We start from the raw sequence: 25,084 nt of genomic DNA, 5'->3' as shown, positions 1-25,084 counted from the left end.
AGCAATATTATCTCCTCAAAATGCTCTACACATCCCTTTAACACAACCAACGGATAATTTCACACACTTGCTAAATCCGTAAAGAAACTCAGCACCAAACCTCATACCCTACCAAATCAGCAAGGAAATCTATCGCCTAACCTTACAACCCCCTACCACATTAGAAAAGCAACAGTACACCTCGCCTTGTAGCATGCTAAAGCCGTCATCATACAACGGCTTTGCTTAATTTTTTTGCTTCCATATTTTTGCAAATATTGCAAGAAAGGCGCAAGCTTTGTTTGCGCCTTTCTCAAAAAATTTAGAAGTTTTCCTAAAACATCGTCACTCAAGCGTTCTTAAAAGGCTCCTATTTTCCTTTATCATGTCCCACCGTATTTGACTTTTTTTCTGCACTGCTTTTACTTTTAGAGCGGTTGACTGATTTTGTGGTACCTTTTGTGCTTTGCGCTTTTTTCTCAGTCTCATCCGATTGCACTTTTTTAGACTGAAGCTCCTTAGGTTCAACATCACTGGATTTTGCTGTTTTCTTCCCTACAGCTCCCTCTGCCTTACCCTCTTCTAGTTTATCAGTCTCTACCTTATGAGTTGCTATTTTAGGTGCTGTTTCAGCGTCTTTTTCCTCTGCGCCTGCTGTCTCTACCCTCACTGTTCCAGTTTTCGGAACAGAGGATCCCCGTGGTGCAGCATTCTCATCTTTCTGTGTGCGTGAAGGAGGCTTTCCTGCAATAACTTCGTTAATTTCAGCTCCCGTTAAAGTCTCATATTCCAACAAACCTTGTGCCAAAGCAAACCATTCTTTTCTTTTTGTTTTCAAAATTTCTGTAGCATTTTTATAGGCATCATCAATAAGCTTACGCACTTCCATATCAATCATGCGCGCTGTTTCTTCAGAAACGTTTTGTGTTCGCGCAACAGAATGACCCAAAAAGACTTCATCTTGGTTATCTCCATAAGCAACATTCCCAAGCAGATCAGAAAATCCCCATCGTGTGATCATTGCGCGCGCTAATTTGGTTGCTTGTTCAATATCAGAAGAAGCACCGGAGGTGATATTTTCCTTTCCAAATTTCAATTCTTCAGCCACACGTCCACCCATCATAATGGCCAGACGAGAAATCATCCAACGATAACTCATGGAATAGCGATCACCTTCAGGCAATTGCATCACCATTCCCAAGGCCCTTCCCCTTGGGACGATTGTTGCTTTGTGGACAGGATCAGCAACTGGCACATTAAGAGCCACAATAGCATGTCCTGCTTCGTGATAGGCAGTGAGTTCTTTTTCTTCTTGTGTCATAGCGGTTGAACGACGCTCAGCCCCCATCATCACCTTATCTTTCGCATCTTCGAATTCTTGCATTGTCACGACTCTTTTATTACGGCTTGCAGCCATAAGAGCAGCTTCATTGACCAGATTCATCAGATCCGCACCGGAAAATCCTGGTGTACCTCTTGCCAAAATCTTCAGATCAACGTTGGGCGCTAAAGGCACATTGCGCACATGCACTTTCAAGATTTGTTCGCGCCCAGAAACATCAGGGTTTGGCACAACAACTTGCCGATCAAAACGCCCTGGTCTCAATAAAGCGGGATCAAGCACATCAGGACGGTTTGTCGCAGCAATAAGAATAATACTTTCATTGGGCTCAAACCCATCCATTTCAACAAGCAACTGATTTAAGGTTTGCTCGCGTTCATCGTTTCCCCCTCCAAGTCCTGCACCCCGATGGCGCCCAACAGCATCAATTTCATCGATAAAGATAATACAAGGGGCATTTTTTTTAGCCTGTTCGAACATATCACGCACACGGCTCGCCCCAACACCTACAAACATTTCAACAAAATCAGACCCTGAAATGGTGAAGAATGGCACATTGGCTTCACCAGCCACAGAGCGTGCGAGCAAAGTTTTACCGGTTCCTGGAGGACCAACAAGCAAAACACCGCGTGGAATACGGCCTCCTAAACGTTGAAATTTTTGTGGTTCGCGTAAAAATTCAACAATTTCTTGAAGATCTTGCTTTGCTTCTTCAACACCGGCAACATCTTTAAAAGTAACACGTCCTTGCGCTTCATTAAGCAATCTTGCTTTTGACTTCCCAAACCCCATTGCACCACGTGATCCATTTTGCATTTGCCGCATAAAAAAGACCCACGCCCCCACGATAATAATAACAGGCAATAAGGAAAAGAGGAGATTGAGGAAAATACTATTTCCAGAGCTTTCAGGAATAGCTTTAACATTGACGTTTTTGCTTTCCAATTTTTGTATCAAACCTGGATCTCGTGGAGCATAGGTTGAAATAGTTCTATGTTCAATGGTTTTTCCTGTTAATTTTTGACCCTGAATGGTCACAGATTTCAACTCATTATTCTCAACTTTTTGCAAAAATTCAGAATAAGAGACCTCTCCACCACCAGAACGTTGACTATCTCCATTAAAGAAAGAAAACGACACAATCAAAATCAAAGCAATAACTCCCCAAATGAGGAGAGAGCGGTAATTGGAATTCATATTCAGCCCACTTAATCAAATATAGATTTCAAACAGTTCCCCTTAACATATAACCTTGTCAGCCCCTTGCCAAGGGATGAGAAGCTGTTTATTTTCTTTTAGAGTAATTTTTCTTTATCTTTTCACCTCAATATTAAAAAAAGGTTCCACAACATTTACCACAGCAGCATCTTCTCGCGAAGAAAGCCAATCGAAAGGTGCCATAATCCGCTTGATGATAACATTTTTATGAACAACTGCTTGAGAAATCAACTCTGGAATATCACACCCTTTGTCATTTGAGATCATCACCAGCGATTGTAAAGAGGGAAAATGAGGCTTTTCAAGCTCAAAATCGCTATTTTTTAATAAAAATTTCAGCTGTTCTAAATTTGCGGCTCCAACCTTTATAGCCTCATATCCATGATTTGTGATATGATAGCGCCCATCCCATATAAAAGTTTTATCTGGCTCAACGATAGCCTCTTTTATATTTCGCCCTTCACGCCACAAAGAAATTCCCTGCTTGTTATATTCAATAACAGAGCCCGCATAAGTAAAACGCTTCTTTTCTGGAGAATCGAGACAGAGTTTTTGAACAAGCATGCTTAATTTCTGATTGGGGAGCAAATAAAATCCCCCTCCCATCAGCACAGCAAAGAGCCCCACCACGAAAGGAAAACTGGAATGTTTCTGTAAAAATAGCGCAGGCTTTGCTATGAAACAACGTCCATGTTGGACAGTAATATCCAGTGCTAAGATCAAATCGGCAATATTTTGCGCGTGTTGACGACGCTGCAATGCGGCTTCATTTATTTTTTGAGCAATATAAGACAATTTTTGTGGAGAAAGAGATTGACGCACACGCACACGTTCAAAATTGCGATCTTCATTGGTTGGATCATCAATCCATGTTTGTCCTTGTAAGCGTAAATAATTCCGTAATGTTTGGCGTTTTACACCAAGGAGTGGACGAATCAAACGCACTTTTCTATGCAACAACGCCTCGCGCGGAATACAGGATAAACCACGTTCATAGAGCGGACCATCGTTTTTTTCGGAAATATTTTTTCTTGTTTTTCTGGCATGAAACTCATCACGTATACCCTCGGCTTCACCGCGCAAAATACCAGCAAAACCACTGGCATAAACCTCATCGCGCATGGTAACAGCTTCACTATATAAAGCACCTCTGTTCTTTTGGAGACGTTGATACCGCATTTGATAGGTTTCAACCTGATCATTGAGTGTATGGCCCGTCATAATAACTGATGCGCCTTGTTTTTGTGCTTCTTTAACCAAGAGATCGTAGCGTGCAACACGCGCGCTGGAAGCAATATGCGTCTTTGGCTTTTCGCCTTCCCATCGCACAGTGATATGTTGAATATCATGGACACGACAAATTTTCGCAACAGTTTCTGCCTCACGCATCGATTCTTTACGCAATTGATGATCAACCGTGACAACAATCATTTCTGGAGGAAATGCGAGAGTTTCCAAATGCTCTTTGACCAAAAACATCAAAGCCAAAGAATCACTTCCCCCTGAGACGGCAAGAATCAACTTCTGACATGGAATAAAATCCGATGTTTTAAAGAGATTTCTTGCCAGTCTAACGCACACCGAAAACGACCTCGCTGTTTATTTTGCAGGTTTACAAAAAACAGATGCTAATGTTTGTTGACGTTTTGATTTTTTCACAAAATGAGCACAATTGTCTTTATTTGGCTCAAGAGCGACCATACTTCTTGCTAATTTCAGTAAAATCTCGGAGGTATAGAGCTTCTTTTTATCTGCATACCATGCGGTAAGATAAACTTGTGCTGCTTCATGATAGCGTTTTTGTCCCAACAAAGATTCGGCCAACCAAAATAAAGCATCATCACTCAAAGAATCTTTTTTGTAACGATTTTGAAAAGCGCAAAAGCTTTTTTCAGCATCAACATAGTTAGCAGAACGAATAAAATCATACCCTTCCTTATACAAAGCTTTAGAAGAAGAAAGATTGTCACTCTGATGTGCTTCAATTGGAGCACTTACTTCATGCGCTTTGTTAAAAGGTTGACTGTTTTCATGGTCATGGCTCTCCACCTTAGCTTCCACAGCAGCAACCTTTGTCTGGTCACCTGTACTATGGTCCTGCTCCATCTCTTCCTTTACAGTCTGAGATTTTTCATCTATAGCAGACTTTTCAAAAGAACAAGAATAAACAGAAGAGGCTTCTGTATCAAAAAGCTCGTGAAACTGCTTGTTAACATTTTTTAAACTGTTATGCTCAAGCACCATTCGTATCTTATGCAAAAGCTTATCTAAATCATAATCTTTAAATAAAGCCTGTTGATTCTCTAAAATAATCCCTTGGTGCTCCGCAACACTAGTGGCTTTTTCCGCCGCGCTAGATGCTGCTTTATCAGCTGCTTCAGGAGCTTTTTTCACAGCATCAGACGGCTTATCAACAGCGTCAGTGGCTTTTTTCTCCACATCAGATGCTGCTTTATCAGCTGCTTCAGGAGCTTCTTTCACTGCATCAACAGGCTTATCAACAGCGTCAGTGGCTTTTTCTATCACATCAGATGCTGCTTTATCGGCTGCTTCAGGTGCTTCTTTCACTGCATCAACAGCCTTATTAACGGCGTCAGTGGCTTTTTCTATCACATCAGATGCTGCTTTATCGGCTGCTTCAGGTGCTTCTTTCACGTCATCAGTTGCCTTATTAACGGCGTCAGTGGCTTTTTTCTCCACATCAGATGCTGCTTTATCGGCTGCTTCAGGTGCTTCTTTCACTGCATCAACAGCCTTATTAACGGCGTCAGTGGCTTTTTCTATCACATCAGATGCTGCTTTATCAGCTGCTTCAGGTGCTTCTTTCACAGCATCAACAGCCTTATTAACGGCGTCAGTGGCTTTTTCTATCACATCAGATGCTGCTTTATCAGCTGCTTCAGGTGCTTCTTTCACTGCATCAACAGCCTTATTAACGGCGTCAGTGGCTTTTTTCTCCACATCAGATGCTGCTTTATCAGCTGCTTCAGGTGCTTTCTTCACAGCATCAACAGCCTTATTAACGGCGTCAGTGGCTTTTTTCTCCACATCAGATGCTGCTTTATCAGCTGCTTCAGGTGCTTCTTTCACAGCATCAACAGCCTTATTAACGGCGTCAGTGGCTTTTTCTATCACATCAGATGCTGCTTTATCGGCTGCTTCAGGTGCTTCTTTCACTGCATCAACAGCCTTATTAACGGCGTCAGTGGCTTTTTCTATCACATCAGATGCTGCTTTATCGGCTGCTTCAGGTGCTTCTTTCACTGCATCAACAGCCTTATTAACGGCGTCAGTGGCTTTTTCTATCACATCAGATGCTGCTTTATCGGCTGCTTCAGGTGCTTCTTTCACTGCATCAACAGCCTTATTAACGGCGTCAGTGGCTTTTTCTATCACATCAGATGCTGCTTTATCGGCTGCTTCAGGTGCTTCTTTCACGTCATCAGTTGCCTTATCAACTGCATCAACTTTATCCGTATCATGTGCAGGATATTCGGAAGCCTTTCGTGCTGCACTTTGAACAAGTGAAGTAGAACAAGCTATAAAAACCCCCATATAAAAGAGTGTTTTCCAATTGATTTTACGATACATTCTTTTCTCCCCTTAAGAGCTTATTGAATAGTTGAAACAAACAATCTTCTTTTTAATGACTATTCATGTCATTCAACGTTGTCACAGCACGTCGATTTTGATTCCAACAGGAAATATCATCACATACTGCTACAGGTCTTTCTTTTCCGTAAGAAATTGTCTGAATCCGTTGTGCAGACACACCTAGAGACACCAAATAGTTTCGCACAGCAACAGCACGGCGCTGTCCAAGTGCCAAGTTATATTCACGTGTTCCCCTCTCATCAGCATGACCTTCGATCATAATAGAATAATAAGGATAATGAAGCAACCATTCTGCTTGGCGCGTTAAAACACGTTCAGCATTAGCATCAAGTGAAGAAGAATCGAGACCAAAAAACACGCGATCACCCACATTAACCGTAAATTCTTGTCCTGAGCCTGGTGACACCTGATTCAAACCAGCATCATTCATATAAGCGCCATTCATACCGTTAAGTGCACCAACATTTTTTTTGCCACACCCACCCAGGCATAGTGAGAAAAGAAAGAGGATAGCTAAAGAATGAGAGATGTTTTTTTTGGTAGAGCGCATAGTCCGTTTCTCCTTGAATTTCGTAAAGAAGGGTAAATTCTTAAAAATATTTTTAAGAATAACCGTTAATTCCTAATGAAGACGAAATTTTTTCTGTTTTTTTCGTCCTCATTTTTACTTTTAAGTCTCTGCCAATTTTTCTTCTCTTCAGCCATTCCTCTAACATTTTCATAAGAAATGTTTCCCTTATGAGTCATGGCTTTTTATGCATCATCTTGATCTTGACTATTTTTTTGCAGCGCGTTCAACTTTGCAAAAACTTTATCAGCGTCAAAAGTCTTATGCAGATTTTCTTCGCTCTCATTTTCCTCTAGAGCAGCGTTTTCCGTCACAGAAGCGGGAAGCAACGACCTATCTTCTTCTGCTGCAACAGGACGATTTTTCGCCGCACGCTGGAGCTCAAAATCTAAATCGATTTGCGAACACAAACCAAGTCCTACAGGATCAAGAGGAACCAAATTTGCACTATTCCAATGGGTTCTAAGGCGGATTTGTTCAATTGTCGCTTTTGTTGTCCCAATCAACCGTGCAATTTGTGCATCTTTCAACTCGGGATGGTTCGTAACCAACCATAGGATACCATTGGGACGATCCTGGCGTCGAGAAAGAGGGATATAGCGCGCCCCTTTACGTTTTTTTTCAGGAATATGCACCCTCGATTGAGAAATTTTCAAGCGTGCGTTTTGATCAGCCTCCACCCGTGCAATTTCACTGCGCGTCAATTGCCCAGAACTAATCGGATCTAAACCTTTAATACCATAAGCCGCATCACCATCGGCAATAGCTTTTACTTCCAAGACATGCAATTTACAAAATTCTGCAATCTGATCAAAAGAAAGAGCTGTATTATCAACCAACCAAACAGCTGTTGCTTTGGGCATCAAAAGTTGCGTTGCCATTTTTATAAATCCTCTTCTGCGCCTCTTCTATGAGGCAGGTTACCGCCCACTCAAGAGCACTGGAACTTTTTATATGCTTAGGTCTCTCCAACCACTCCTAAAACAAAGCGCGGCATGGAATAAACCATTTTGCTATGAAATTACATTCTGTTATAGCGTTATTTTTGCTCAACGACAAGAGATCTCTCTTGTAATGATCCTCAACTAAGGTCTCTTTACCTTTAAGATGAATTTTCTTATAAAGGGTTTATTCGATTATTTCACCTCATGCTGTGGCACATTTATTCTGGTGGGATGCGAGCTTTATCGCCTTAAATTCTAAAAAGTGTCCAACTGGAAAGAAAGCCCTCAAACAGGAAGGAAAACTATGGCAGGCCATTCACAATTTAAGAATATTATGCACCGTAAAGGGCGTCAAGATGCAATGCGCTCGAAAATATTTTCTAAGCTTGCGCGCGAAATTACCGTAGCAGCAAAACAAGGTGCTCCTGATCCAGCCATGAACCCACGTTTAAGGCTGGCTGTTCAAAATGCCAAAGCACAATCGATGCCGAAAGATAATATTGAACGCGCGATTAAAAAAGCGTCAGGCGCCGATGTCGAAAATTATGATGAAGTACGCTATGAGGGCTATGGACCAGGCGGCGTTGCCGTCATTGTTGAAGCTTTAACTGATAACCGCAACCGCACCGCTTCAAATGTGCGCGCCGCCTTCACAAAATCAGGAGGAGCCTTAGGGGAAACAGGTTCTGTAAGTTTCATGTTTAATCGGATTGGTGAAATAATCTATAAGCCAGAAGCAGGAACAGCCGATAACATCATGGATGCAGCAATTGAAGCCGGTGCTGAAGATGTACAATCAGAAGAAACCGGACATCATATTACCTGTGCATTTGAAGATATTGGTGAAGTTTCAAAAATGCTTGAAGCAAAACTTGGTGAAGCAGAATCGATTAAAACAATTTGGAAAGCCACCACCCTTGCACCAATAGATGAAGAAAAAGCTTTATCTGTTTTACGACTGATTTCAACATTAGAAGAAGATGATGATGTGCAAAATGTTTATGCCAATTTTGATATCAGCGATGAGATTTTGGCAAAATTATCTGTATAATTCCCATCATTTGCATAAGCCCTCTCTTCATGCATGAGGGCTTCAAAAGCATCTGTCACCCCTCCTCTTTATCCGCACATATAAAAGCCCCGCGTCAATAGCGGGGTAAGCCATTGATGCAACAAGAAACCACAATCAATCGCAGAAAACATAATCCCAAAAAGAAAAGCATCCAAAACTCTGTAGCCTCACGCCTTTCTTACATGCCCAAAAGATTATCCCTATATTCCTCTCTATTCGATCTTGTTGTTCTTTAAGATTAACCTCCCCGCCTTCAAGTGATGAAAATGATCTAGCCTGTAAAAAATTCGAATTTTCTTAACGTATTCCTATGACGAAGCACCCATGAAATTCACTTTAAACTTAAGACTCAGCAAACATGCACTCCCCTAAATATTCGCCACGCACTTAAAAACACTTAGAATATATCAAGAAGGTTTATACGTCCTATATCCCCACACCTCAAAGGGCAGTGTTTTTACAACATCACAGAATAAAAATAAGCAAATGGAAAGCCAGAGCTGATTGTTTAGCAAAGTATTGTACAAAAAGCCAGTACATCTCTCTAATCTGTTGCGGATAAATTTTTGACTTTATGGCATTAACTTTATGACATCGTATGTTTTTAAAATAACGTCATTTATCTTAAAATCTGTCCTTTTGCTCTTACCGATCAATCAATATTCAGACCTAAAACAACCGCGTACTCGAATAAAATACATCAGAGAGCAACAGCCCCCTGACAAGACCAAATTCTTCACAAACAAAATTGAAGAGGAAGTTTAAAAAAATATATATAGCGACACTTTTAATAAAAAGTTGAAATCTAGAGACTTCAGAATTTTCGACTCTATTTTTTCAAGGTATTGTTTTGAATTTTTTAAGCATTTTCCCCCAAGGAAATTCCATTATCGATCAACAACCGTAGATGATAGATGAAATCTACATAAATCCCCATGCCCACTATAACCAATTCCTGCTTTTAAATAATTAAAAACTATTGAGATTGTGTAAAATTGAGACTGTATTCCTTCTATATTCTGTTTTTAAGCATTTTGTTTTACTGTATATTGAGCAATGGCGACCATGCTGGATCCGAAGCATCATTGGGTGTAGGGAGTTGTCGTTCATTGCGTCCGGTAATGTCAATCGTATAGATTTTTGGTCCCATACCGGGATTTTTGCGAAAGAACATCAGCACACGACCATTGGGGGCCCACGTTGGTCCTTCATTATGAAAACCCGTGGTTAAAATTCGTTCTCCTTGTCCATCTGGGCGCATAACACCGATAGAAAATTGTCCGCTTAATTGTTTTGTAAAGGCGATATAGTCACCCCGTGGAGACCAAATAGGTGTTGAATAACTCCCCTCGTTTGAAGAAATACGTTGAATATCACTCCCATCTGCATTCATTTTATAGATTTGCGGCTTTCCGCTACGATCTGAAGAAAAAACAATTTGTTTGCCATCCGGTGAATAAGAAGCAGAAGTATCAATAGCAGAAGTTGTTGTAAGTCGCGTCATCGTACGGGTTCGTAAATCCATGGTGTAAAGATTGGCACTCCCATCATTTTGTAACAAACTCATGATGACTTTTTGTCCATCAGAAGAAAAACGCGGAGCAATTGTCATGTTATTAAACGTTCCAATCAACTCTCTTTGCCCCATTTCAATTTGTTGGAGATAAACATGAGGTACTTGATTTTCCTCATAAGCCATATAGGTCAATTCTTGTCTTTTTGGGGAAAAACGCGGTGTAAGCACCAATTCACTTCCATCGGACATATAAATCAAATTTGCTCCATCTTGATCCATCATGGCTAAGCGTTTAATGCGTGCATTTTGAGGTCCTGTTTCATCGATAAAAACAATTCTTGTATCAAAATAACCACTTTCTCCTGTCATCTCACTATAGATCTCATCTGCAATTATATGGGCCACACGCCGCCACCGTTCTGTCGCGGTATAAAAACGCCGTCCTTTCAGTTGTCGCTCTCCAAAAACATCCCATAAACGAAAATCGACTCTCAATCGTCCATCGATTTCTCTCATGACTTGCCCCGTCACCAAACCTTGCGCTTTTATTTTCTGCCAATAAGCAAAATGCGGTTGTTTATTAGGACTAGAAGTGTTTTCAACAAAATTTGCTTTATCAAGCGGTAAAAAAAGCCCCGACCGTTCCAGATCGGCTGTCACCACAGCCGTTATTTTAGATCCAATCGAATCATTGGAAATAAAGTCTGTAATTGCAATGGGAATGGGATTAAAATCAGCGCTTGAAATCGTCCCTTTCAATTGCGCATAAACCAATGAAATATTTGAAAGCCACAACCCACAAGTGACAATAAACCAAGCAAAAACTTTATATCTCGTTATAGTCATCATGGAATGCGTCCTTTCGTTAAGCGATTTTTTTATCATCTTATTTCTTGGAGGGGATCAACATTAAAGTCAAAACCTTGCCCCCACAGGCCATATTGATCACGTGGGAGATCTGCATAAGGTTGGCATGAAAAAACAGCCGCGTATACCTGCCTTATCATAATAGCTTGTTGACTCTCAAGACCGCTTACAGGATCAATGATAGGATCACCCACAACCATTCCTTCACGGTCCAAATAAAATCGCAACCGCACGACCGGACGGTTCTTTAAATCGCCACCAAGCGCTACAAGTTTAAGCTTCTGTTGAATACACCCCCCAACAATATTGACCAATGTTTGTGCCATTTTTGTGGTATCATTAATATTTTTTCTTGCACCCAAAGCTTCTGGTGTATGAGAACGTTTTGCTCCTCCTCCTTGTGACCGCGCACGATTGAGCAAATTATTTTCCTCCATGGCCAGAATATCTTCAATGGTCTGTTTCTCTTGGTGTTTCTTGCTAAGCTTTGGCGTATTTTGATTCAATGCCGCCTTATTTTTCATTGTAGATTCTTCGTCAAATTTTGGTTTCAACTGTGGAAGAAGAATTTTTTCTGGAAGCACAATTTTGGGAACTTGATGAACCACCTGCTCTGCCGGTACTTTTTGTACCGTTGGAGTCAATTCTTTTGGCGATACCATCTCTTCATTTTTGTGCAAAGGCTTAAGCGCAGTCTCGGGTGCATCCTCCGGCACTCTTACAGGCATCTCAGGTGCAAGCTTTGGCGCATCTTCCGGTACTCTTACAGGCATCTCAGGTGCAACCTTAGGCTCATCTTCCGGTACTCTTACAGGCATCTCAGGCGCAATCTTAGGCTCATCTTCCGGTACTTTCAAAGGTATCTCAGGTGCAACCTTGGGCTCATCTTCCGGTACTCTCACAGGCATCTCAGGTGCAAGCTTTGGCGCATCTTCCGGTACTTTCAAAGATATCTCAGACGCAACCTTGAGCTCATTCTCTGGTTCTTTTGAAATCTCTTCTGTTTTTGCTTCTAATAATTCTGGTTTTGTAAGTTCTGGTGCAAATGTTTCTGACGTGTTCTCGCTTGATGGTGACGATGCTGTTTCAACGGGACGCAGCTTTTCCTTTGGTTGAAATGGTGCAAGACTATCTATTTGTCCCTCTCCAATATGGCGTGCATCTTCTTTCTCTTGTGGTTGCATAGTTGGTTTTACGGCAGGGATTGCGCGGATAGGAGCCTTCACGGCTCCTTGTTGAGAAGAAAACTCGTCCACCAAAGGAGCAAGAGTAATGGGAATTGCTTCCAATGGTTGTGGTAAAGAGACAGAGCTTGTAAACTGAATAGCTCCCCAACTGAGAAAAATGACATGGACCACAAGGGATAAAGCCAAGCCTCGTTTCATACTATGATAAGAGTCTTTGTTCATTCTTTATGCCTTATTTACGCCTTACATTTTTTCATTTTTAATCACTCTATGCTCTTTTAAAAAAAATTAAGAACAACCGGTTATACGCAATTTTATTACTTATTATTTATTGTGCTAAACTTGCTAACGCAACTTGAGAAAACCCCGTTTTTTGAATATCCGCCAGCAGTTTTAATACTTGTTGATATTCAACAGTTTTAGCAACACGCACAAAAACCCGTTGATCTTTTTGTGTAGCATCTGCTTCCAGAAGAGTTTTCAGGTGTGTAATCAGGGCCTGCGACGTTTCATAATAATCTTGATTAATGGCAAAGCGCCCTTGCGCATCAAGTGAAACCGTAAGAGGTGTTTTTTGAGCTCGTACGGGACCCGCTTGACTACGAGGCAAATCTAGAGGAACACCGTTCACTAAAAGGGGGGCAGAGACCATAAAAATAATCAACAAGACCAGCATGACATCCACAAAAGGAGTGACATTGATCTCACTCATCAGTTGGCTTCGTGAATGATGCCGCCTACGTGTATTTTTGCGAGAAGAAGAAGCAACAGAAACGCCCATGGGATAAGATCCTTTTTATAAAGAGGAAGGTGCTGTGCGTGTTTCATCAATACGCCGCGATACAATTGTTGAAAATTCATCAGCAAAATTTTCTATTTGTGCAATGATGCGCGCACTTTCATGGGTCAACTTGTTATAAGCAATAACAGCTGGAATTGCTGCAAACAAACCAATCGCGGTTGCCAAAAGCGCTTCTGCAATACCTGGCGCTACAATGGCAAGTGACGTATTTTGAGAAGCTGAAATAGAAAGAAAAGACTCCATAATACCAATAACTGTTCCAAAAAGTCCGATAAAAGGTCCCGCAGACCCCAGTGTCGCAAGAAAACTTAATTTTGATTCTATTTTTTCACTTTCACGTCCCAGCGTCAAATCCATAGCCTTATCAATTCTGCTCTGCAAACTTTTCGATGTATGGGTCCCTTTTTCAAGAGATTTTTTCCATTCAACCATTGCTGCCATAAAAACTGCGGATATACTATTGGTACGTTGACTTTTACATGATGCATAAAGATCTTCTAGCGCTTTGCCAGACCAAAATGTGCGTTCAAACTGCTTTATTTCACGCCGTATTCTCCGATACGTAAAAATTTTATCAAAAATAATTGCCCAACTCCAGATGGAAGCGAGCAGCAATCCGATCATAACACCTTTCACGATCCAACTCGCTTGCATAAACAAATGCAACATTCCAATTGTTTCTGGATTCGTTAGTTCACCATGCGGCATAATTTTTGTCCCTCTAAATGAAAGATGCATTTTTTTAAATTTTATAAAACAGATTATTTTATATTTTCTAAATTTAAGTAAAGACTCTAGTCTCACATAAATCCATGCGCTAAAACAAGACTTGTTTCTTAACTTTCCTTAAAAAGTGATGACGAGAGACATCCCTCAATGCACATCCCCCTCATTTCACAACAGCATTTATGAAAAATATAACGATCAGGGCTTCTCCATAAATGCTATAAAAATAAAAGATATAAAAATGCATGATATTAAATCTATTATGCACCACCATCTTTACGCTTATGAAAAGAACGCTAAATCATCATACGCGTTTCCAGCTTAAAATACAGCGATAAGTCTTAGCACTTGAAAAGATTCGTAAGAGGTATTTTATTTCTTTCTTAAGTGTTTTTGTGTCCACTCACCAACTCCGCTTGTGACATGTAAGAAAATGTTTTTTATTAATTCGCGGCAATAGAGCTTGAAAAGAAAAAATTTTACAAGTTTCAGAATTATCTGAAAGTGACAACGCAATGAATTATCATTGTAAATAAATATGTTATCATCATAAAAGATGACGCTTTGCCTCAGGCTATTATTTCTCTCATTTTCCATCGAATTGAATACGGGGTACACCATCGGGCACAAAAAACGACAATAAACCACCCTACAACACCTCACAACAATGCGCCTCACCCATGCACCCCTCGACGTCCTATGTAATCTAGTGTAAGTCTCATGTAATCTCACTGTATTGTGAATTAGCCCCTTTCAATGCCTATCATCTCTCTGGCACCACGGTATAACGTACAAGCTTCTGTGACATGAAAAAAGCCTTTTCACATTTTTACTTCATCAAAACCGGCTTCTTTGCTCTCTTTGCTCACTTGCGATATTTGATCGTTATTGCATTGCGAATGATCCATAAGGAACATTTTTACAATTTTTTCAATGATTTATATTGTTCTCTTATGATGTGTAAGCAAATGATTTTAATTGTTTCAACATGAACAGATTTGAAATGAAAGTATTTTATTCTATTCCTATTAGGGTTTGTGCCCATGATAAGTGATAATTTATCTTTCTAAGTCAATACATTATATAGAATAATATGCTGTTGAAACTTTAAATGCAAAAATGCATTTCTGCTTTGTATACATTGATCTCTCACTCATTCACTACGCTTAGAAGCGCACATAAAGTCATGCATGATGGATAGAAATGGATGAAACACGCGCTCTTGTGATGCCAAATGACAATCCAGTAAAAAAACAAATCAAATTGCTTAAAAACACCCTTTGGGTGTTTTGAGACAGTTTTCGACCTAATAGCTTATTATCACTTTATTGCAATATGGTGCTGGGTATGTGCATTTTTATAAAAATAAATCTTAATCCATTTTTATTTCTTTTTATATTTTGTACTTTTTCTCTGTTTTCTGATGCCAACAAACCTTTCTTCAAAAGAAAGAAAATATCTTGAGTTTATAGCAGAAAATGGATGATGCGACATTGATTTTGAATCATAACATGGATGAGGTGTGTTTAATTTTGTGAGATATTATCTTCAATTTATTGTAGTTATTGTAGCAGAGGTGCTTTCTTTTGCTGTATCGTGTGACCTTGTTGGAAAACATTTAGGCTATGATAAATGTATAGTCTTAGATTATAGATTACTTTATATCTGCTGATCTCTCCTGAAACTTGCTAATTCAATGAATCACACTTTTAACCAAGCATTTTTGCAAAAAGTTCTTTGGGTAAACGTCGCGGTTTTGCCTCCTCATTAATCAGAGCAATTTCAACTTTGGCTGTTACCAACGTAGTCATCTCATGCAAAATAGATTGCTCCATAAAAAAGCGGGCCCCTTGGATGTGATTAACACGTGTTTTAACGACTAAAAGATGATCAATTTTAGCTGGTCTTGAAAAATTAATTTCCATATGACGAACAACAAAAAACAGTTTTTCCCCCTCACCCCCTGCTGCTAACATCTTATTATTAAAACCGGTATCGCGTAAAAACTCTGACCGTCCTCGTTCAAAAAACTCAAGATAACGCGCATGATAAACTACACCGGAAAAATCTGTATCCGCAACATAAACGCGGACCTGAAAATTATGAAAAGCACTTGTATGATTTCTCTTGAAAGGCGTCACTTCTGTCATCTACTTCACGTCCCATAAAATCATTGAATAGAGCAAATTATTTATAGATCAAAAGATTGAACACATTTTTGTGTTGATGTTATGAAAAGCAAAAGCACAAAATCCTCAATCTTTCCAAATCTTTTTGGTCAGAAACTGCTAAAACAAGCACATTTCTTGTATTTATAACCTTGCGATACAATATTCACGCAATTTTTTTAAAGAAAATGTCTTATTTTTTAAAAAGCGAATGACTTAGTCATCTTCTCCATCCCATAAAGTCGTCTGAAGTGATGAATTGTCTTGAGCATCAGAAAGTTGAGAACGCCTTTGTATAGACGTTGTAGAGGCTGGAGCAGAAAGCCCTAAATGGCTCCAAGCCTTTTCACTCAGAATACGTCCACGAGCGGTTCTTTGAATAAACCCTTGTTGGAGCAAATAGGGTTCAACAATATCTTCAATGGCATCGCGTGGTTCTGATAAAGCAGCAGCAATCGTTTCAATCCCCACCGGTCCCCCTAAAAAAGTTTCCGCAATCAGGAGCAAATAGCGACGGTCAAGCGGGTCAAGCCCAAGATGATCCACTTCAAGGCGCGAAAGGGCTTCATCGGCGATTTTTTGGTCAATTTGTTTTGCCTGTTTAACCAGAGCAAAATCACAAACGCGCCGTAAAAGGCGTCCAGCAATGCGAGGCGTCCCGCGTGCTCTGCGTGCAATTTCATGAGCACCATCATCACTGATCTTGACAGCAAAAAGTCGTGCATTACGCTGAACAATATATTCCAATTCTTCTATCGTATAAAAATTGAGACGAATTGGGATTCCAAAACGATCTCTCAGCGGTGTGGTTAAAAGTCCCAAACGTGTGGTTGCCGCCACCAAAGTAAATTTAGCCAGATCAATTTTAACCGAGCGGGCAGCAGGCCCCTCACCAATGATAAGATCAAGTTGATAATCTTCCATTGCTGGGTACAGAATTTCCTCAATTGCTGGATTTAAGCGATGAATTTCATCAATAAACAAGACATCACGTTCTTCGAGATTGGTCAAGAGAGCTGCTAAATCTCCTGCTTTAGCAATGACCGGCCCTGAAGTAGAGCGAAAATTAACGCCTAATTCTTTTGCCATAATCTGTGAAAGCGTTGTTTTTCCCAACCCCGGTGGTCCTACAAACAAAACATGATCCAGCGCTTCTTGCCGTGTTTTTGCTGCTTCAATAAATATTTTTAAATTAGCACGTGCCGCTTCTTGACCAATAAAGTCATCGAGAACTTGTGGCCTCAAGGAACGATCTGGATCGTTAGGAAGGGGGGCGGAACCCAGAAGGCGTTGATCTTCATCTTTATGCATTGTTACCTTAATTTTAAGTAGGAGAAGAAAGCAATTTGAGACTATGGCGGATCAGCAGGGCAGAAGAAACAGTTTCGCCCTCAAGAGCGTTCATCGCAAGAGCAAGAGCGCGAGCTGCTTGCTCCCGTTCAAACCCTAGCTTCATCAATGCGGAAAGCGCATCATGCGCAGGTTGATTGGTTATCTCACGCTGAGAAACCGAAATAGTTTTGACAGCTTGTTCAAAGGGAAGTGTTTTACTTTTCAGTTCACCCACAATTCTTTCACTGACTTTTTTACCAACGCCCGGCGCTCGACTAATCATCGCAACATCATTTAAAGCAATAGCCTGAGCAAGTTCATCTGGCGATAAAGTCCCCAAGATTGCCAAAGCAACCTTTGCCCCTACTCCAGGAACATTTTGTAGAAGACAAAACCACTCCTGTTCAGCTCTTGTAGCAAAACCAAAAAGGCGGATTGCGTCTTCCCGAACATGCGTTTCAATAAAAAGGCTTAACGCCTCCCCAACAGAGGGTAAAGAAGGACGCAGCCGATTTGACACAAAAACAACATACCCCACACCGTGAACATCAAGAAGAATATGATCATCAAAGATATGTTCAAGGGTGCCCTTTAATTTGCCAATCATGTTGCCACCCCAATCATATCGCCATCCTTACCTGATAAGATTGGTCAATACTCTGATAATGCATACACCAATTCAACACAAAAACAACATAACTCACACCATAAACATCAAGAAGAATATGATCATCAAAGATATGTTCAAGAGTGCCCTTTAATGTGCCAATCATGCTTCCACCCCAATCATATCGCCATCCTTGCCTGATAAGATCGGTCAATACTCTTACGATGCATACTATGACAAAGAGCAAGAGCAAGAGCATCAGCCGCATCACTGCTATCAAATTCAGCCCGTGGGAGGAGAACTTTTACCATCATATGGATTTGTTCTTTAGCCCCATGTCCAACACCAATAACCGATTTTTTCACTTTGTTGGGGGCATATTCAAAAACAGGAAGGTTTGCTTGCGCAGGAACCAGCAGCGCAATCGCACGCGCTTGCCCAAGTTTTAAAGTTGCTGTAGCATCTTTGTTGACAAACACATGTTCTACAGCGGCTTCATGGGGCATAAATTGATGCATAATCTCTGAAAGACCTTTGTGGATCTGACAGAGTCTGGAAGCCAGATCACACTGTACATTAGAAGAAACCGTCCCTGCTGCAATAAACTGAAGACGATTACCTGCAACATCGATAACGCCCCACCCTGTACGCCGTAATCCGGGATCAATGCCTATAATACGAATCGTCTCTGCCATAAACTACAGTCTATACACTTTTCCCCCCTATGAATAAAGATGTGAATAAAGACAAGACCACAAAGAAAACAGCAACCCAAGACAAAACCAATAAAAAGATAATCATACCTCCAAATTTATACAATTATAACACGCAACGAACAGCATCTTTATGGTACATACTTTATGAAGCATAACTGAAATCAATCAAAACCATTCACACATCACAAGCAAGCACCCTCTAAAGCATAAAAATTCCCTTTCTATGGTCATATCCAATGCCATAACGGTTAAACATCGCAAGCGAGCAAATAGAGAATTCTGGATTGTACATTCATAATGTGTAAAGAGGCTATGCAATGGATAGTACACACTTTACGAAAACTTTTTACATTATAGCATGACGCCACCATAACAAGGCAACACGTTGATTTATAAAGATAATTAATTATTTTGTATGTTGCATAAGAATCCCGAATATCCTAAGATTTTCTCATTACAAATCTGTTTATCTTGAATCAATCAAAACCATTCGCTTACATATGAAACGTGGGATTGCCGTATAGAGTGAAACTGTACAAGACAGGACTAAAAATGCCTCTAATGAATTGTCTCAAGTTTCAAAGGCTGTTGCAACATTGGGGACTGGCAAAGATGATGATAGTGCCGGCTTTTTCCTTTGCAAGCATAAAAATGAGAGAGGCTCAACGAATGTGAATAAGAACTGAGAGGTGTTTTTGAATATACTCATCACACCACAATGACATTGCATAGAGAGGGACATTGTATGGGGGCACAGGGAATCCATGGGACATTCATTATATGGCACTTTATTTTGGATATTTTATTTTACACGAGGGAAAATAACTTCCATTCAAAACAAAAGAAGCCCAAAAACTGTAACAATGTGTATCATCCTCATTAACACACACTTTACAGCAGCTTTATAGGTATAAATTATAGAGCCATAAATAAATTGATGTAGCCCCTGCTCTATCTTAGAGCCAGATCATTATCAGAGCCAAAACAAAATCACACGATAGATCAACAGAAAGTGTTCCAGCTGCAATCAACAAAAGTCGATTTCCCACAAAACCAACCATACCCTATTCCATGCCATAATTCGAAATCAATACCTATCCCTCTCTCAGCTATAAACTCAAGATATTTCCTACGCTCAAATAGAAATTAGGTAGAAAAAAGCACTCTAGATTGGTTTTCGTTGTGAAATTTTGGTTGTAAAAAATGGATATACTGTTCTAAATATCTCAAGAAAGAAGCAAGGAGCTATTTTTCTCAGAATGCCCAAAAGCTGTTTTCAGTAATTCGATTTATTTTTCCACTGGATTATCATCGTTCAAGATACAGCGGCCGCTTATTGACCAAAGCGCTTAAACTACAGCAGCATCTCTAAATGAAACAAAATGCACGCTTCTAAACGCAATGAATGAGAAATAAATTGGCGGAAAGTTTCTGGCAATTCATGCCAATAAAAGGGAAAAATTCCAATGTCGGTGTATGAAGTGACACTTTTACAATTTCTTTTTTTATTTGTTCTGATGATATTTCCCCTTCGCGCAAAACAAGGGGAGTACCTCTAAGAACGCCCAAAGGCTGTTTTGAGCAATTCGATTTGTTTTCCTACTGGATTATCATCTTCTAGAGCACAGGAGGCCGCAGTTTCCCACCCAGCACGCAAATAGGTTATGCGCGCTTCTAAACGCAATGAATGAGAAACAAATTGGCGAAAAGTTTCTGGCAGTTCTTGCCAATGAGGGGTTTCAAGTTCCAATGTCGGTGTATGAAGAGATACTTTTACAATTTCTTTTTTTATTTGTTCTGATGACATTTCCCCTTCACGCTCTGCGCGAAGAAGAAGGAGTTGAGAAGCGATTTGCATAAGTCGTGTACTTAAATACATAGCCTCTTTCGCATAGACTGCAGAAACCTCTGCCGAAAGAGAGCGTGCCACTAATTTCCCTTCTGAGTCAATATACGCTGCGGTTTCTTCAATCAGCGCCATTGTTTCTTCATAGAGACGATTAAAAGCATTTTCAAAAGCATTATGCTCAATCATGATAATAGGTTCATCATATGGACGTTTATGTACGCTCACGCTTTTATACTCCAAGTATCAGCACAAAATCATACCCCTTAACGAACAGAGGATTAAAAAGTTTCTTTTATTGCTGTATAGAATGCTTTTTTTTAAAATTGCTACCTCTTTTAAATCTTTTGCGCAACGCGCTTTTTATACTAAGGTTAACGCGCCAAACAAACACTATAGGAATGTTTTTTATAAACGGATCATTTTCCTTGAAAAGGACCACTGCCAAGATTGCCGTTTTTCACAATAATAAGCAACTCCAAATTGCAAAGCAATACCCGTTATTATTAAGAAGGTATCGGAAAAAACCGTTTCTGTCATCACTGTTTTTACAATTTGTCCAAACATCGCAAAAATGGTTCCCGTTACAAAGACCGGTAAACTATGTTTTCCTAAAATTGCTAAAGGATGTTTTGGAGAGACATAAAACCATTTATTGACATGTGGCAAAGAAAAAATGAGAAAGGTTAATGCAAGAACATGAAGTAAACGTGGCAAGCTTAAAAAGGTTTTATTAAAGTTCATCAACGGGGAAGACCAGCCAAGCCAGCCCAAAATGCCCCACCAGTTTAAGCGAACCCATAACAGCGCCAACAAGAGATACGCTGCCGCACAAACAATCCAAAAAGACTGAAACGCGATTTTTTTTCCTTGTTTAAGCGCTAAAGTACTGGTCAATCCTATGACAAATAAGAATTGCCAAGACAAAGGATTTAAAAACCACTTTCCCTCTAAAGGATAAGAAGGAGGAGCAATTTGATAAAATCCACAGAGGAGATACAGTGTCAAGGAACTCAAAAGTAGCCATTTTGTCTGTTTACAACTCAAATAAAGGATAAAAGGCGCAAAAAACATCAAAACGATATAAAGTGGAAGAATATTGTTATATCCCAACTGGTGCCCAAAGCTTAAGGTACTTAAAAATGCGATAACAGGCTCTTTAAAAAAGAGTCCTACATTGTTCATTGATAAAAGTTTTTCTGTTCGCCATAAGAAAAATGCCCCTAAAAAAAGGCTTAACGTGACAAAAGTCGTAAAAAGGTATGCACCATAGAGCTGCAGAGCTCTGTACCAAAGTTTTCGGATAATAAAAGCAAAGGATTTTTGCTGTAACCGCGCATGAAAGCTTAACCCCAATGAAACCCCTGAAAGCAAAACAAATACTTCTGCACAATCAGAAAAACCGAAATTTCTATGAGTAAAAGACTCATAGAGAGTTCCGGGAATATGGTTGATGAAAATTGTCAATAAGGCTAAAGAACGAAAAACATCAATACGTGTATCACGGTGAAAAAGTTGAGTATTATGCTCACGAACATCCTCATCTTTCATAAGTGGACTCCCACACGTTGCAAACCCCTTGAAGTCCCATAAAAATAGTGGTTACCCTTATTGCCAACAAGCATGAACAGGATGAAATTTTAATTTTTAAGTGTCAAGTTTCATTTTAAGCGTTTATTTTTTTTAAAGCAAAAGTTTTTTAAAGGCAAAAGAACGAAAAGCGTCCATACGTGTATCACAACAAAAAGGCAACATATTATGCTTAAAAACACTCTCATTTCTCATAAACATGCTTCCACACACCCACAAATCCTTTAAATTACGTGAAAATGGTAGTCACTTTCATCGCAAATAAGCATAATAAAATGAAACTTTAATTTTTAAGCGTTATTTTTTCTAAGAAACAGGGATTTGACATGACAGAACAAAAAAATAAACCAATTGATCCACCTCTTTTCCCTCAGTTGATTTTAACACTTGATGTTCGGCGCAACACCCCACACGCATTATTGCGGCAAATTTTGCAAACAAAGTCTTTTGCATGCGTCATCCTCTATGATTCTGAAAAGTTGAAAGATGATAGCTCTTTTTTGCAACAACAAGCGCAAATTTACGCAGAAGATATTCAAAATAATGATGCCGCTCTTCTCATCGCGGGTGACAGCCGCATTGCTGGGCGCATAAAGGCTGATGGATTGCACATAGAAGATGATCTTAACGCTCTTGAAAGCTTCAAAAATCAGCAAAAGGAACAAAAAATCATAGGCTTTGGCAATCTACGCAATCGCCATAGTGCTATGCTTGCAGCAGAAACAGGTGTTGATTACCTTCTGTTTGGCAAACTCGGTGCTGATAAAAAACCCCATGCGCACCCCCGCAATCTCCAGTTAGCAACATGGTGGGCAGAAATTATGCAAACCCCCGCCATTATCCAAGCAGGAAGCGATTTTTCAACCTTTGATGAAGTCTTAAAGACTGGATGTGAATTCATTGCTGTAGAAGAAGTCATTTTGGGGAACGACAACCCCTTAATACTGCTTAAAACAATGCAAGAAAAATGTGAGAAAACCCCCTTGTAATATAGGAGGAGAATTTATAAATAAAGCGTTAACTTTCGTGCTTCTTATATAGAGCACATAACGGCATATACAAATAGGAGAAAAATTCGTTTCGTTTATTCATAATTCAATCAGATCGCTTCATCACACAGTAAAATTTCCCATCATTTAGTCAAGTTTTCCCACGTTTCAATCAATTGAATGGAAGGTGACCGTCTCTTTTTGTGCATTGTATAAGAAAATGAAATCATAAAGCTATTTAAATTCAAATAGTTATAAAAATAAATCAACATTTTATATTAATAACCAGCGATATTGAAAGAATATAAACAGTGAAATATAGCGGCACCTTCGAAGACCTTAAAGATATAGTTAAAACAGCTGGATATAAAATCATAGAAATTAAGTCTCTATCACTTAATTCTTCTAAAGGATATCAGATCAAAACCTCCGAAGGAGGCGTTATTAATTGGTATGAAAGCACAGGAACAATCAACGTTCAAGGCAAAGAATCCGCTGTGACAAATCTAGAAAAAGCTTTGGTTAAACACATACAAGAAACATCAACAATTCCTTCCTCAAAAACTGCTTCCAATCCTTCAAATAAAAAAATTTTTATCGTTCATGGTCATGATCGTACTGCCCTAAAGCAACTTACATCTATTCTTAATGATTTTAATCTTGAACCATACATTTTACAAAATACTGGCGGAAATGGCTTAACCATCATTGAAGCTTTAGAAAAAGGAATCTGTAGCGATTTCATAAAATTTGGTATTGTGCTGCTTACTCCCGATGATATAGGCTATGCCAAATCTGCCGGCAAAAAAGCAGCACAACCCCGTGCGAGACAAAACGTTATTTTCGAAATGGGCATGTTAATGTCTGCGCTTTCTCGCAAAAATGTCGCTATTCTAAAAAAACAAGACCTTGAACTCCCTTCAGATATTAATGGAATTATATACCTTCCTTTTAAAGAACACGTAAAAGAAACACTTAAAGATCTTTCTCATCGACTATGTGAAGCCGGCTTCAATTTAGATGCAAAGAAATTAGATGAAAAGAAAGTTACTCATGCATTAAAGTAAATTTGAATAATGCTTATGTTTATTTTTTAAAGCGCACGCCCAAAACCACAAGGCACCCCACCACATTCCACAGACACACATCCTATAGCACAGAGAAACGATCAATCCCCCCACTCTTATTCAAACAGCAAGCGATTGTGCAAATTTTAATGAAGAGACCGCGTGTAAATTCACTACCGTAGAAGATCATTTTAGTCTCTTTGATAAACGCGGGGCTGTTGTCATGATTTTGGTAATTGTTCCAGAAAGGTTTAAGAGGCAGATAGCCTCTGATTAGATTAAAGAAAAATAGGAAATTCACGTCGGGCATGTACTACAGCTACAATTTCGATTTGATGTGCAGCTACTTGATACAATATAAGGTAATTTGGATGCGCTACAATTTCTCGTAATCCTAATACCTTCTCACTCTGTCTGTATAAATATAGATGTTCAGCCAATGGCAGTACGGATGCTTCCAAAAACCTTTTCATTCGGCAGCGCAGCAGATGGATTTTCGCGAGCAATATAAGTTAAAATCTGACGCAAATCGTCGCGCGCCGAAGACAACCAAACAACCGGAAGCATCACTTTTTCTGTTCAGCTTCAAGCTGACTGATTATAACTTCCATTTCAGCCATAACCTCATCATGCGGAATAGGAGGATATGGATTTGCAAGACTTCTCGCTACCTTATCGCGCAGCCATGCAGTGTAGCTGCTTTCCTGTTCAATGGTTTCGAACTCTGAAATTAGCAGAGAAAGGGTGATCTTTATAACATATGTCCTTTTTATTCCTGAATATTGAAGAGAATTACTCTTGGCTATGTTGTTAATATTAGCGAATTGAAAATGTTTAACTTTTAAGCGTCCAAAGTTCTTTTGATCTTAAAACTTAAGGCTTTTTAACCCTCTCAAAAAACACGGGGGCTGTTGTCATGATTTTGGTAATCAT

The 25,084-nt window shown here is 39.7% G+C and carries 21 protein-coding genes and 1 pseudogene; 3 read left to right on the top strand and 19 right to left on the bottom strand.

Annotated elements, in window-relative coordinates; translation table 11 throughout:
* Positions 1 to 349: 349 nt before the first annotated feature.
* The 5 genes from ftsH to ACFIN0_RS02650 form a co-directional block, all read right to left on the bottom strand.
* Positions 350 to 2,518 (bottom strand): ATP-dependent zinc metalloprotease FtsH, encoded by a 2,169-nt coding sequence (gene ftsH / locus ACFIN0_RS02670; RefSeq protein WP_375606530.1) that lies wholly within the window; start codon positions 2,516 to 2,518, stop codon positions 350 to 352.
* A gap of 114 nt (positions 2,519 to 2,632) precedes the next feature.
* Positions 2,633 to 4,120 (bottom strand): tRNA lysidine(34) synthetase TilS, encoded by a 1,488-nt coding sequence (gene tilS / locus ACFIN0_RS02665; protein ID WP_375606531.1) that lies wholly within the window; start codon positions 4,118 to 4,120, stop codon positions 2,633 to 2,635.
* 18 nt (positions 4,121 to 4,138) lie between these two features.
* Positions 4,139 to 6,130 (bottom strand): tol-pal system protein, encoded by a 1,992-nt coding sequence (locus ACFIN0_RS02660; protein ID WP_375701855.1) that lies wholly within the window; start codon positions 6,128 to 6,130, stop codon positions 4,139 to 4,141.
* A 52-nt stretch (positions 6,131 to 6,182) separates the two neighbouring features.
* On the bottom strand, positions 6,183 to 6,704 hold the full coding sequence (gene pal / locus ACFIN0_RS02655) for a peptidoglycan-associated lipoprotein Pal (RefSeq protein ID WP_375610270.1): 522 nt from the start codon (positions 6,702 to 6,704) through the stop codon (positions 6,183 to 6,185).
* A 203-nt stretch (positions 6,705 to 6,907) separates the two neighbouring features.
* Positions 6,908 to 7,603, bottom strand: a complete 696-nt coding sequence (locus ACFIN0_RS02650) for a DUF1013 domain-containing protein (RefSeq protein WP_375614503.1) — start codon at positions 7,601 to 7,603, stop codon at positions 6,908 to 6,910.
* 367 nt (positions 7,604 to 7,970) lie between these two features.
* On the opposite strand from ACFIN0_RS02650, the gene ACFIN0_RS02645 reads away from it, so the two are divergent.
* Entirely contained in the window at positions 7,971 to 8,717 is a 747-nt protein-coding gene (locus tag ACFIN0_RS02645) for a YebC/PmpR family DNA-binding transcriptional regulator (protein ID WP_375696833.1), read from the top strand.
* A gap of 1,060 nt (positions 8,718 to 9,777) precedes the next feature.
* Here ACFIN0_RS02645 and tolB read toward each other — a convergent pair.
* From tolB to ACFIN0_RS02585, 12 genes and pseudogenes are all read right to left on the bottom strand, one after another.
* Complete coding sequence (gene tolB / locus ACFIN0_RS02640; protein ID WP_375606535.1) at positions 9,778 to 11,103, bottom strand: Tol-Pal system beta propeller repeat protein TolB; 1,326 nt, start codon at positions 11,101 to 11,103, stop codon at positions 9,778 to 9,780.
* 32 nt (positions 11,104 to 11,135) lie between these two features.
* Positions 11,136 to 12,530 (bottom strand): cell envelope biogenesis protein TolA, encoded by a 1,395-nt coding sequence (locus ACFIN0_RS02635; RefSeq protein ID WP_375701854.1) that lies wholly within the window; start codon positions 12,528 to 12,530, stop codon positions 11,136 to 11,138.
* Positions 12,531 to 12,636: 106 nt separating this feature from the next.
* Entirely contained in the window at positions 12,637 to 13,089 is a 453-nt protein-coding gene (gene tolR, locus ACFIN0_RS02630) for a protein TolR (RefSeq protein ID WP_375606537.1), read from the bottom strand.
* A 15-nt stretch (positions 13,090 to 13,104) separates the two neighbouring features.
* Positions 13,105 to 13,818 carry a protein TolQ gene (gene tolQ, locus ACFIN0_RS02625; protein WP_375606538.1) on the bottom strand — a complete coding sequence of 238 codons (714 nt, stop codon included), beginning with the start codon at positions 13,816 to 13,818 and terminating at the stop codon, positions 13,105 to 13,107.
* 1,727 nt (positions 13,819 to 15,545) lie between these two features.
* On the bottom strand, positions 15,546 to 15,986 hold the full coding sequence (gene ybgC, locus ACFIN0_RS02620) for a tol-pal system-associated acyl-CoA thioesterase (protein ID WP_375606539.1): 441 nt from the start codon (positions 15,984 to 15,986) through the stop codon (positions 15,546 to 15,548).
* Positions 15,987 to 16,220: 234 nt separating this feature from the next.
* The gene (gene ruvB, locus ACFIN0_RS02615) at positions 16,221 to 17,315 is read right to left on the bottom strand and encodes a Holliday junction branch migration DNA helicase RuvB (protein ID WP_375606540.1); all 1,095 of its coding nucleotides are present in this window, start codon (positions 17,313 to 17,315) and stop codon (positions 16,221 to 16,223) included.
* A 13-nt stretch (positions 17,316 to 17,328) separates the two neighbouring features.
* The gene (gene ruvA / locus ACFIN0_RS02610) at positions 17,329 to 17,943 is read right to left on the bottom strand and encodes a Holliday junction branch migration protein RuvA (RefSeq protein WP_375701853.1); all 615 of its coding nucleotides are present in this window, start codon (positions 17,941 to 17,943) and stop codon (positions 17,329 to 17,331) included.
* A 13-nt stretch (positions 17,944 to 17,956) separates the two neighbouring features.
* Complete coding sequence (locus tag ACFIN0_RS02605) at positions 17,957 to 18,109, bottom strand: OB-fold domain-containing protein (RefSeq protein ID WP_375701852.1); 153 nt, start codon at positions 18,107 to 18,109, stop codon at positions 17,957 to 17,959.
* A gap of 13 nt (positions 18,110 to 18,122) precedes the next feature.
* Positions 18,123 to 18,638 (bottom strand): crossover junction endodeoxyribonuclease RuvC, encoded by a 516-nt coding sequence (gene ruvC / locus ACFIN0_RS02600; RefSeq protein ID WP_375701851.1) that lies wholly within the window; start codon positions 18,636 to 18,638, stop codon positions 18,123 to 18,125.
* 1,310 nt (positions 18,639 to 19,948) lie between these two features.
* Positions 19,949 to 20,195 (bottom strand): annotated as a pseudogene (locus ACFIN0_RS02595) (DUF1465 domain-containing protein); the annotation flags it as partial.
* Between the two features lie 19 nt (positions 20,196 to 20,214).
* The gene (locus ACFIN0_RS02590; RefSeq protein ID WP_375701850.1) at positions 20,215 to 20,733 is read right to left on the bottom strand and encodes a DUF1465 family protein; all 519 of its coding nucleotides are present in this window, start codon (positions 20,731 to 20,733) and stop codon (positions 20,215 to 20,217) included.
* Between the two features lie 180 nt (positions 20,734 to 20,913).
* Positions 20,914 to 22,056: an OpgC family protein gene (locus ACFIN0_RS02585; RefSeq protein WP_375701849.1), complete on the bottom strand. Its 1,143-nt coding sequence runs from the start codon at positions 22,054 to 22,056 to the stop codon at positions 20,914 to 20,916.
* 365 nt (positions 22,057 to 22,421) lie between these two features.
* Here ACFIN0_RS02585 and ACFIN0_RS02580 point away from each other — a divergent pair, with 365 nt between their 5' ends.
* Entirely contained in the window at positions 22,422 to 23,084 is a 663-nt protein-coding gene (locus ACFIN0_RS02580; protein ID WP_375701848.1) for a thiamine phosphate synthase, read from the top strand.
* A 311-nt stretch (positions 23,085 to 23,395) separates the two neighbouring features.
* Positions 23,396 to 24,151, top strand: a complete 756-nt coding sequence (locus ACFIN0_RS02575) for a TIR domain-containing protein (protein ID WP_375701847.1) — start codon at positions 23,396 to 23,398, stop codon at positions 24,149 to 24,151.
* Between the two features lie 278 nt (positions 24,152 to 24,429).
* Here the strand turns inward: ACFIN0_RS02575 and ACFIN0_RS02570 are convergent, their stop codons facing one another.
* A complete protein-coding gene (locus tag ACFIN0_RS02570) occupies positions 24,430 to 24,624 on the bottom strand; it encodes a type II toxin-antitoxin system RelE/ParE family toxin (protein WP_375701846.1) in 195 nt (64 codons plus the stop codon).
* 93 nt (positions 24,625 to 24,717) lie between these two features.
* Positions 24,718 to 24,864, bottom strand: coding sequence for an antitoxin (locus tag ACFIN0_RS02565; RefSeq protein WP_375701886.1), 147 nt, complete (start codon positions 24,862 to 24,864; stop codon positions 24,718 to 24,720).
* Positions 24,865 to 25,084: the final 220 nt, after the last annotated feature.

Source organism: Bartonella sp. AA89HNZF (assembly GCF_042196905.1).
In the GTDB taxonomy this organism is placed as follows: Bacteria; Pseudomonadota; Alphaproteobacteria; order Rhizobiales; family Rhizobiaceae; genus Bartonella.
This window is presented reverse-complemented; position numbering and strand designations above follow the sequence as displayed.

What these genes read in the sequence shown, in the direction of transcription:
- ACFIN0_RS02660 (WP_375701855.1), bottom strand. Translation starts at nt 6,130, where the DNA reads ATGTATCGTAAAATCAATTGGAAAACACTCTTTTATATGGGGGTTTTT.
- ACFIN0_RS02650 (WP_375614503.1), bottom strand. Translation starts at nt 7,603, where the DNA reads ATGGCAACGCAACTTTTGATGCCCAAAGCAACAGCTGTTTGGTTGGTT.
- ruvA (WP_375701853.1), bottom strand. Translation starts at nt 17,943, where the DNA reads ATGATTGGCAAATTAAAGGGCACCCTTGAACATATCTTTGATGATCAT.
- ybgC (WP_375606539.1), bottom strand. Translation starts at nt 15,986, where the DNA reads ATGACAGAAGTGACGCCTTTCAAGAGAAATCATACAAGTGCTTTTCAT.
- pal (WP_375610270.1), bottom strand. Translation starts at nt 6,704, where the DNA reads ATGCGCTCTACCAAAAAAAACATCTCTCATTCTTTAGCTATCCTCTTT.
- tolR (WP_375606537.1), bottom strand. Translation starts at nt 13,089, where the DNA reads ATGGGCGTTTCTGTTGCTTCTTCTTCTCGCAAAAATACACGTAGGCGG.
- tolQ (WP_375606538.1), bottom strand. Translation starts at nt 13,818, where the DNA reads ATGCCGCATGGTGAACTAACGAATCCAGAAACAATTGGAATGTTGCAT.
- ACFIN0_RS02570 (WP_375701846.1), bottom strand. Translation starts at nt 24,624, where the DNA reads ATGAAAAGGTTTTTGGAAGCATCCGTACTGCCATTGGCTGAACATCTA.
- ACFIN0_RS02605 (WP_375701852.1), bottom strand. Translation starts at nt 18,109, where the DNA reads ATGATTGGCACATTAAAGGGCACTCTTGAACATATCTTTGATGATCAT.
- ftsH (WP_375606530.1), bottom strand. Translation starts at nt 2,518, where the DNA reads ATGAATTCCAATTACCGCTCTCTCCTCATTTGGGGAGTTATTGCTTTG.
- ruvB (WP_375606540.1), bottom strand. Translation starts at nt 17,315, where the DNA reads ATGCATAAAGATGAAGATCAACGCCTTCTGGGTTCCGCCCCCCTTCCT.
- ACFIN0_RS02585 (WP_375701849.1), bottom strand. Translation starts at nt 22,056, where the DNA reads ATGAAAGATGAGGATGTTCGTGAGCATAATACTCAACTTTTTCACCGT.
- ACFIN0_RS02645 (WP_375696833.1), top strand. Translation starts at nt 7,971, where the DNA reads ATGGCAGGCCATTCACAATTTAAGAATATTATGCACCGTAAAGGGCGT.
- ACFIN0_RS02580 (WP_375701848.1), top strand. Translation starts at nt 22,422, where the DNA reads ATGACAGAACAAAAAAATAAACCAATTGATCCACCTCTTTTCCCTCAG.
- tolB (WP_375606535.1), bottom strand. Translation starts at nt 11,103, where the DNA reads ATGATGACTATAACGAGATATAAAGTTTTTGCTTGGTTTATTGTCACT.
- ruvC (WP_375701851.1), bottom strand. Translation starts at nt 18,638, where the DNA reads ATGGCAGAGACGATTCGTATTATAGGCATTGATCCCGGATTACGGCGT.
- ACFIN0_RS02635 (WP_375701854.1), bottom strand. Translation starts at nt 12,530, where the DNA reads ATGAACAAAGACTCTTATCATAGTATGAAACGAGGCTTGGCTTTATCC.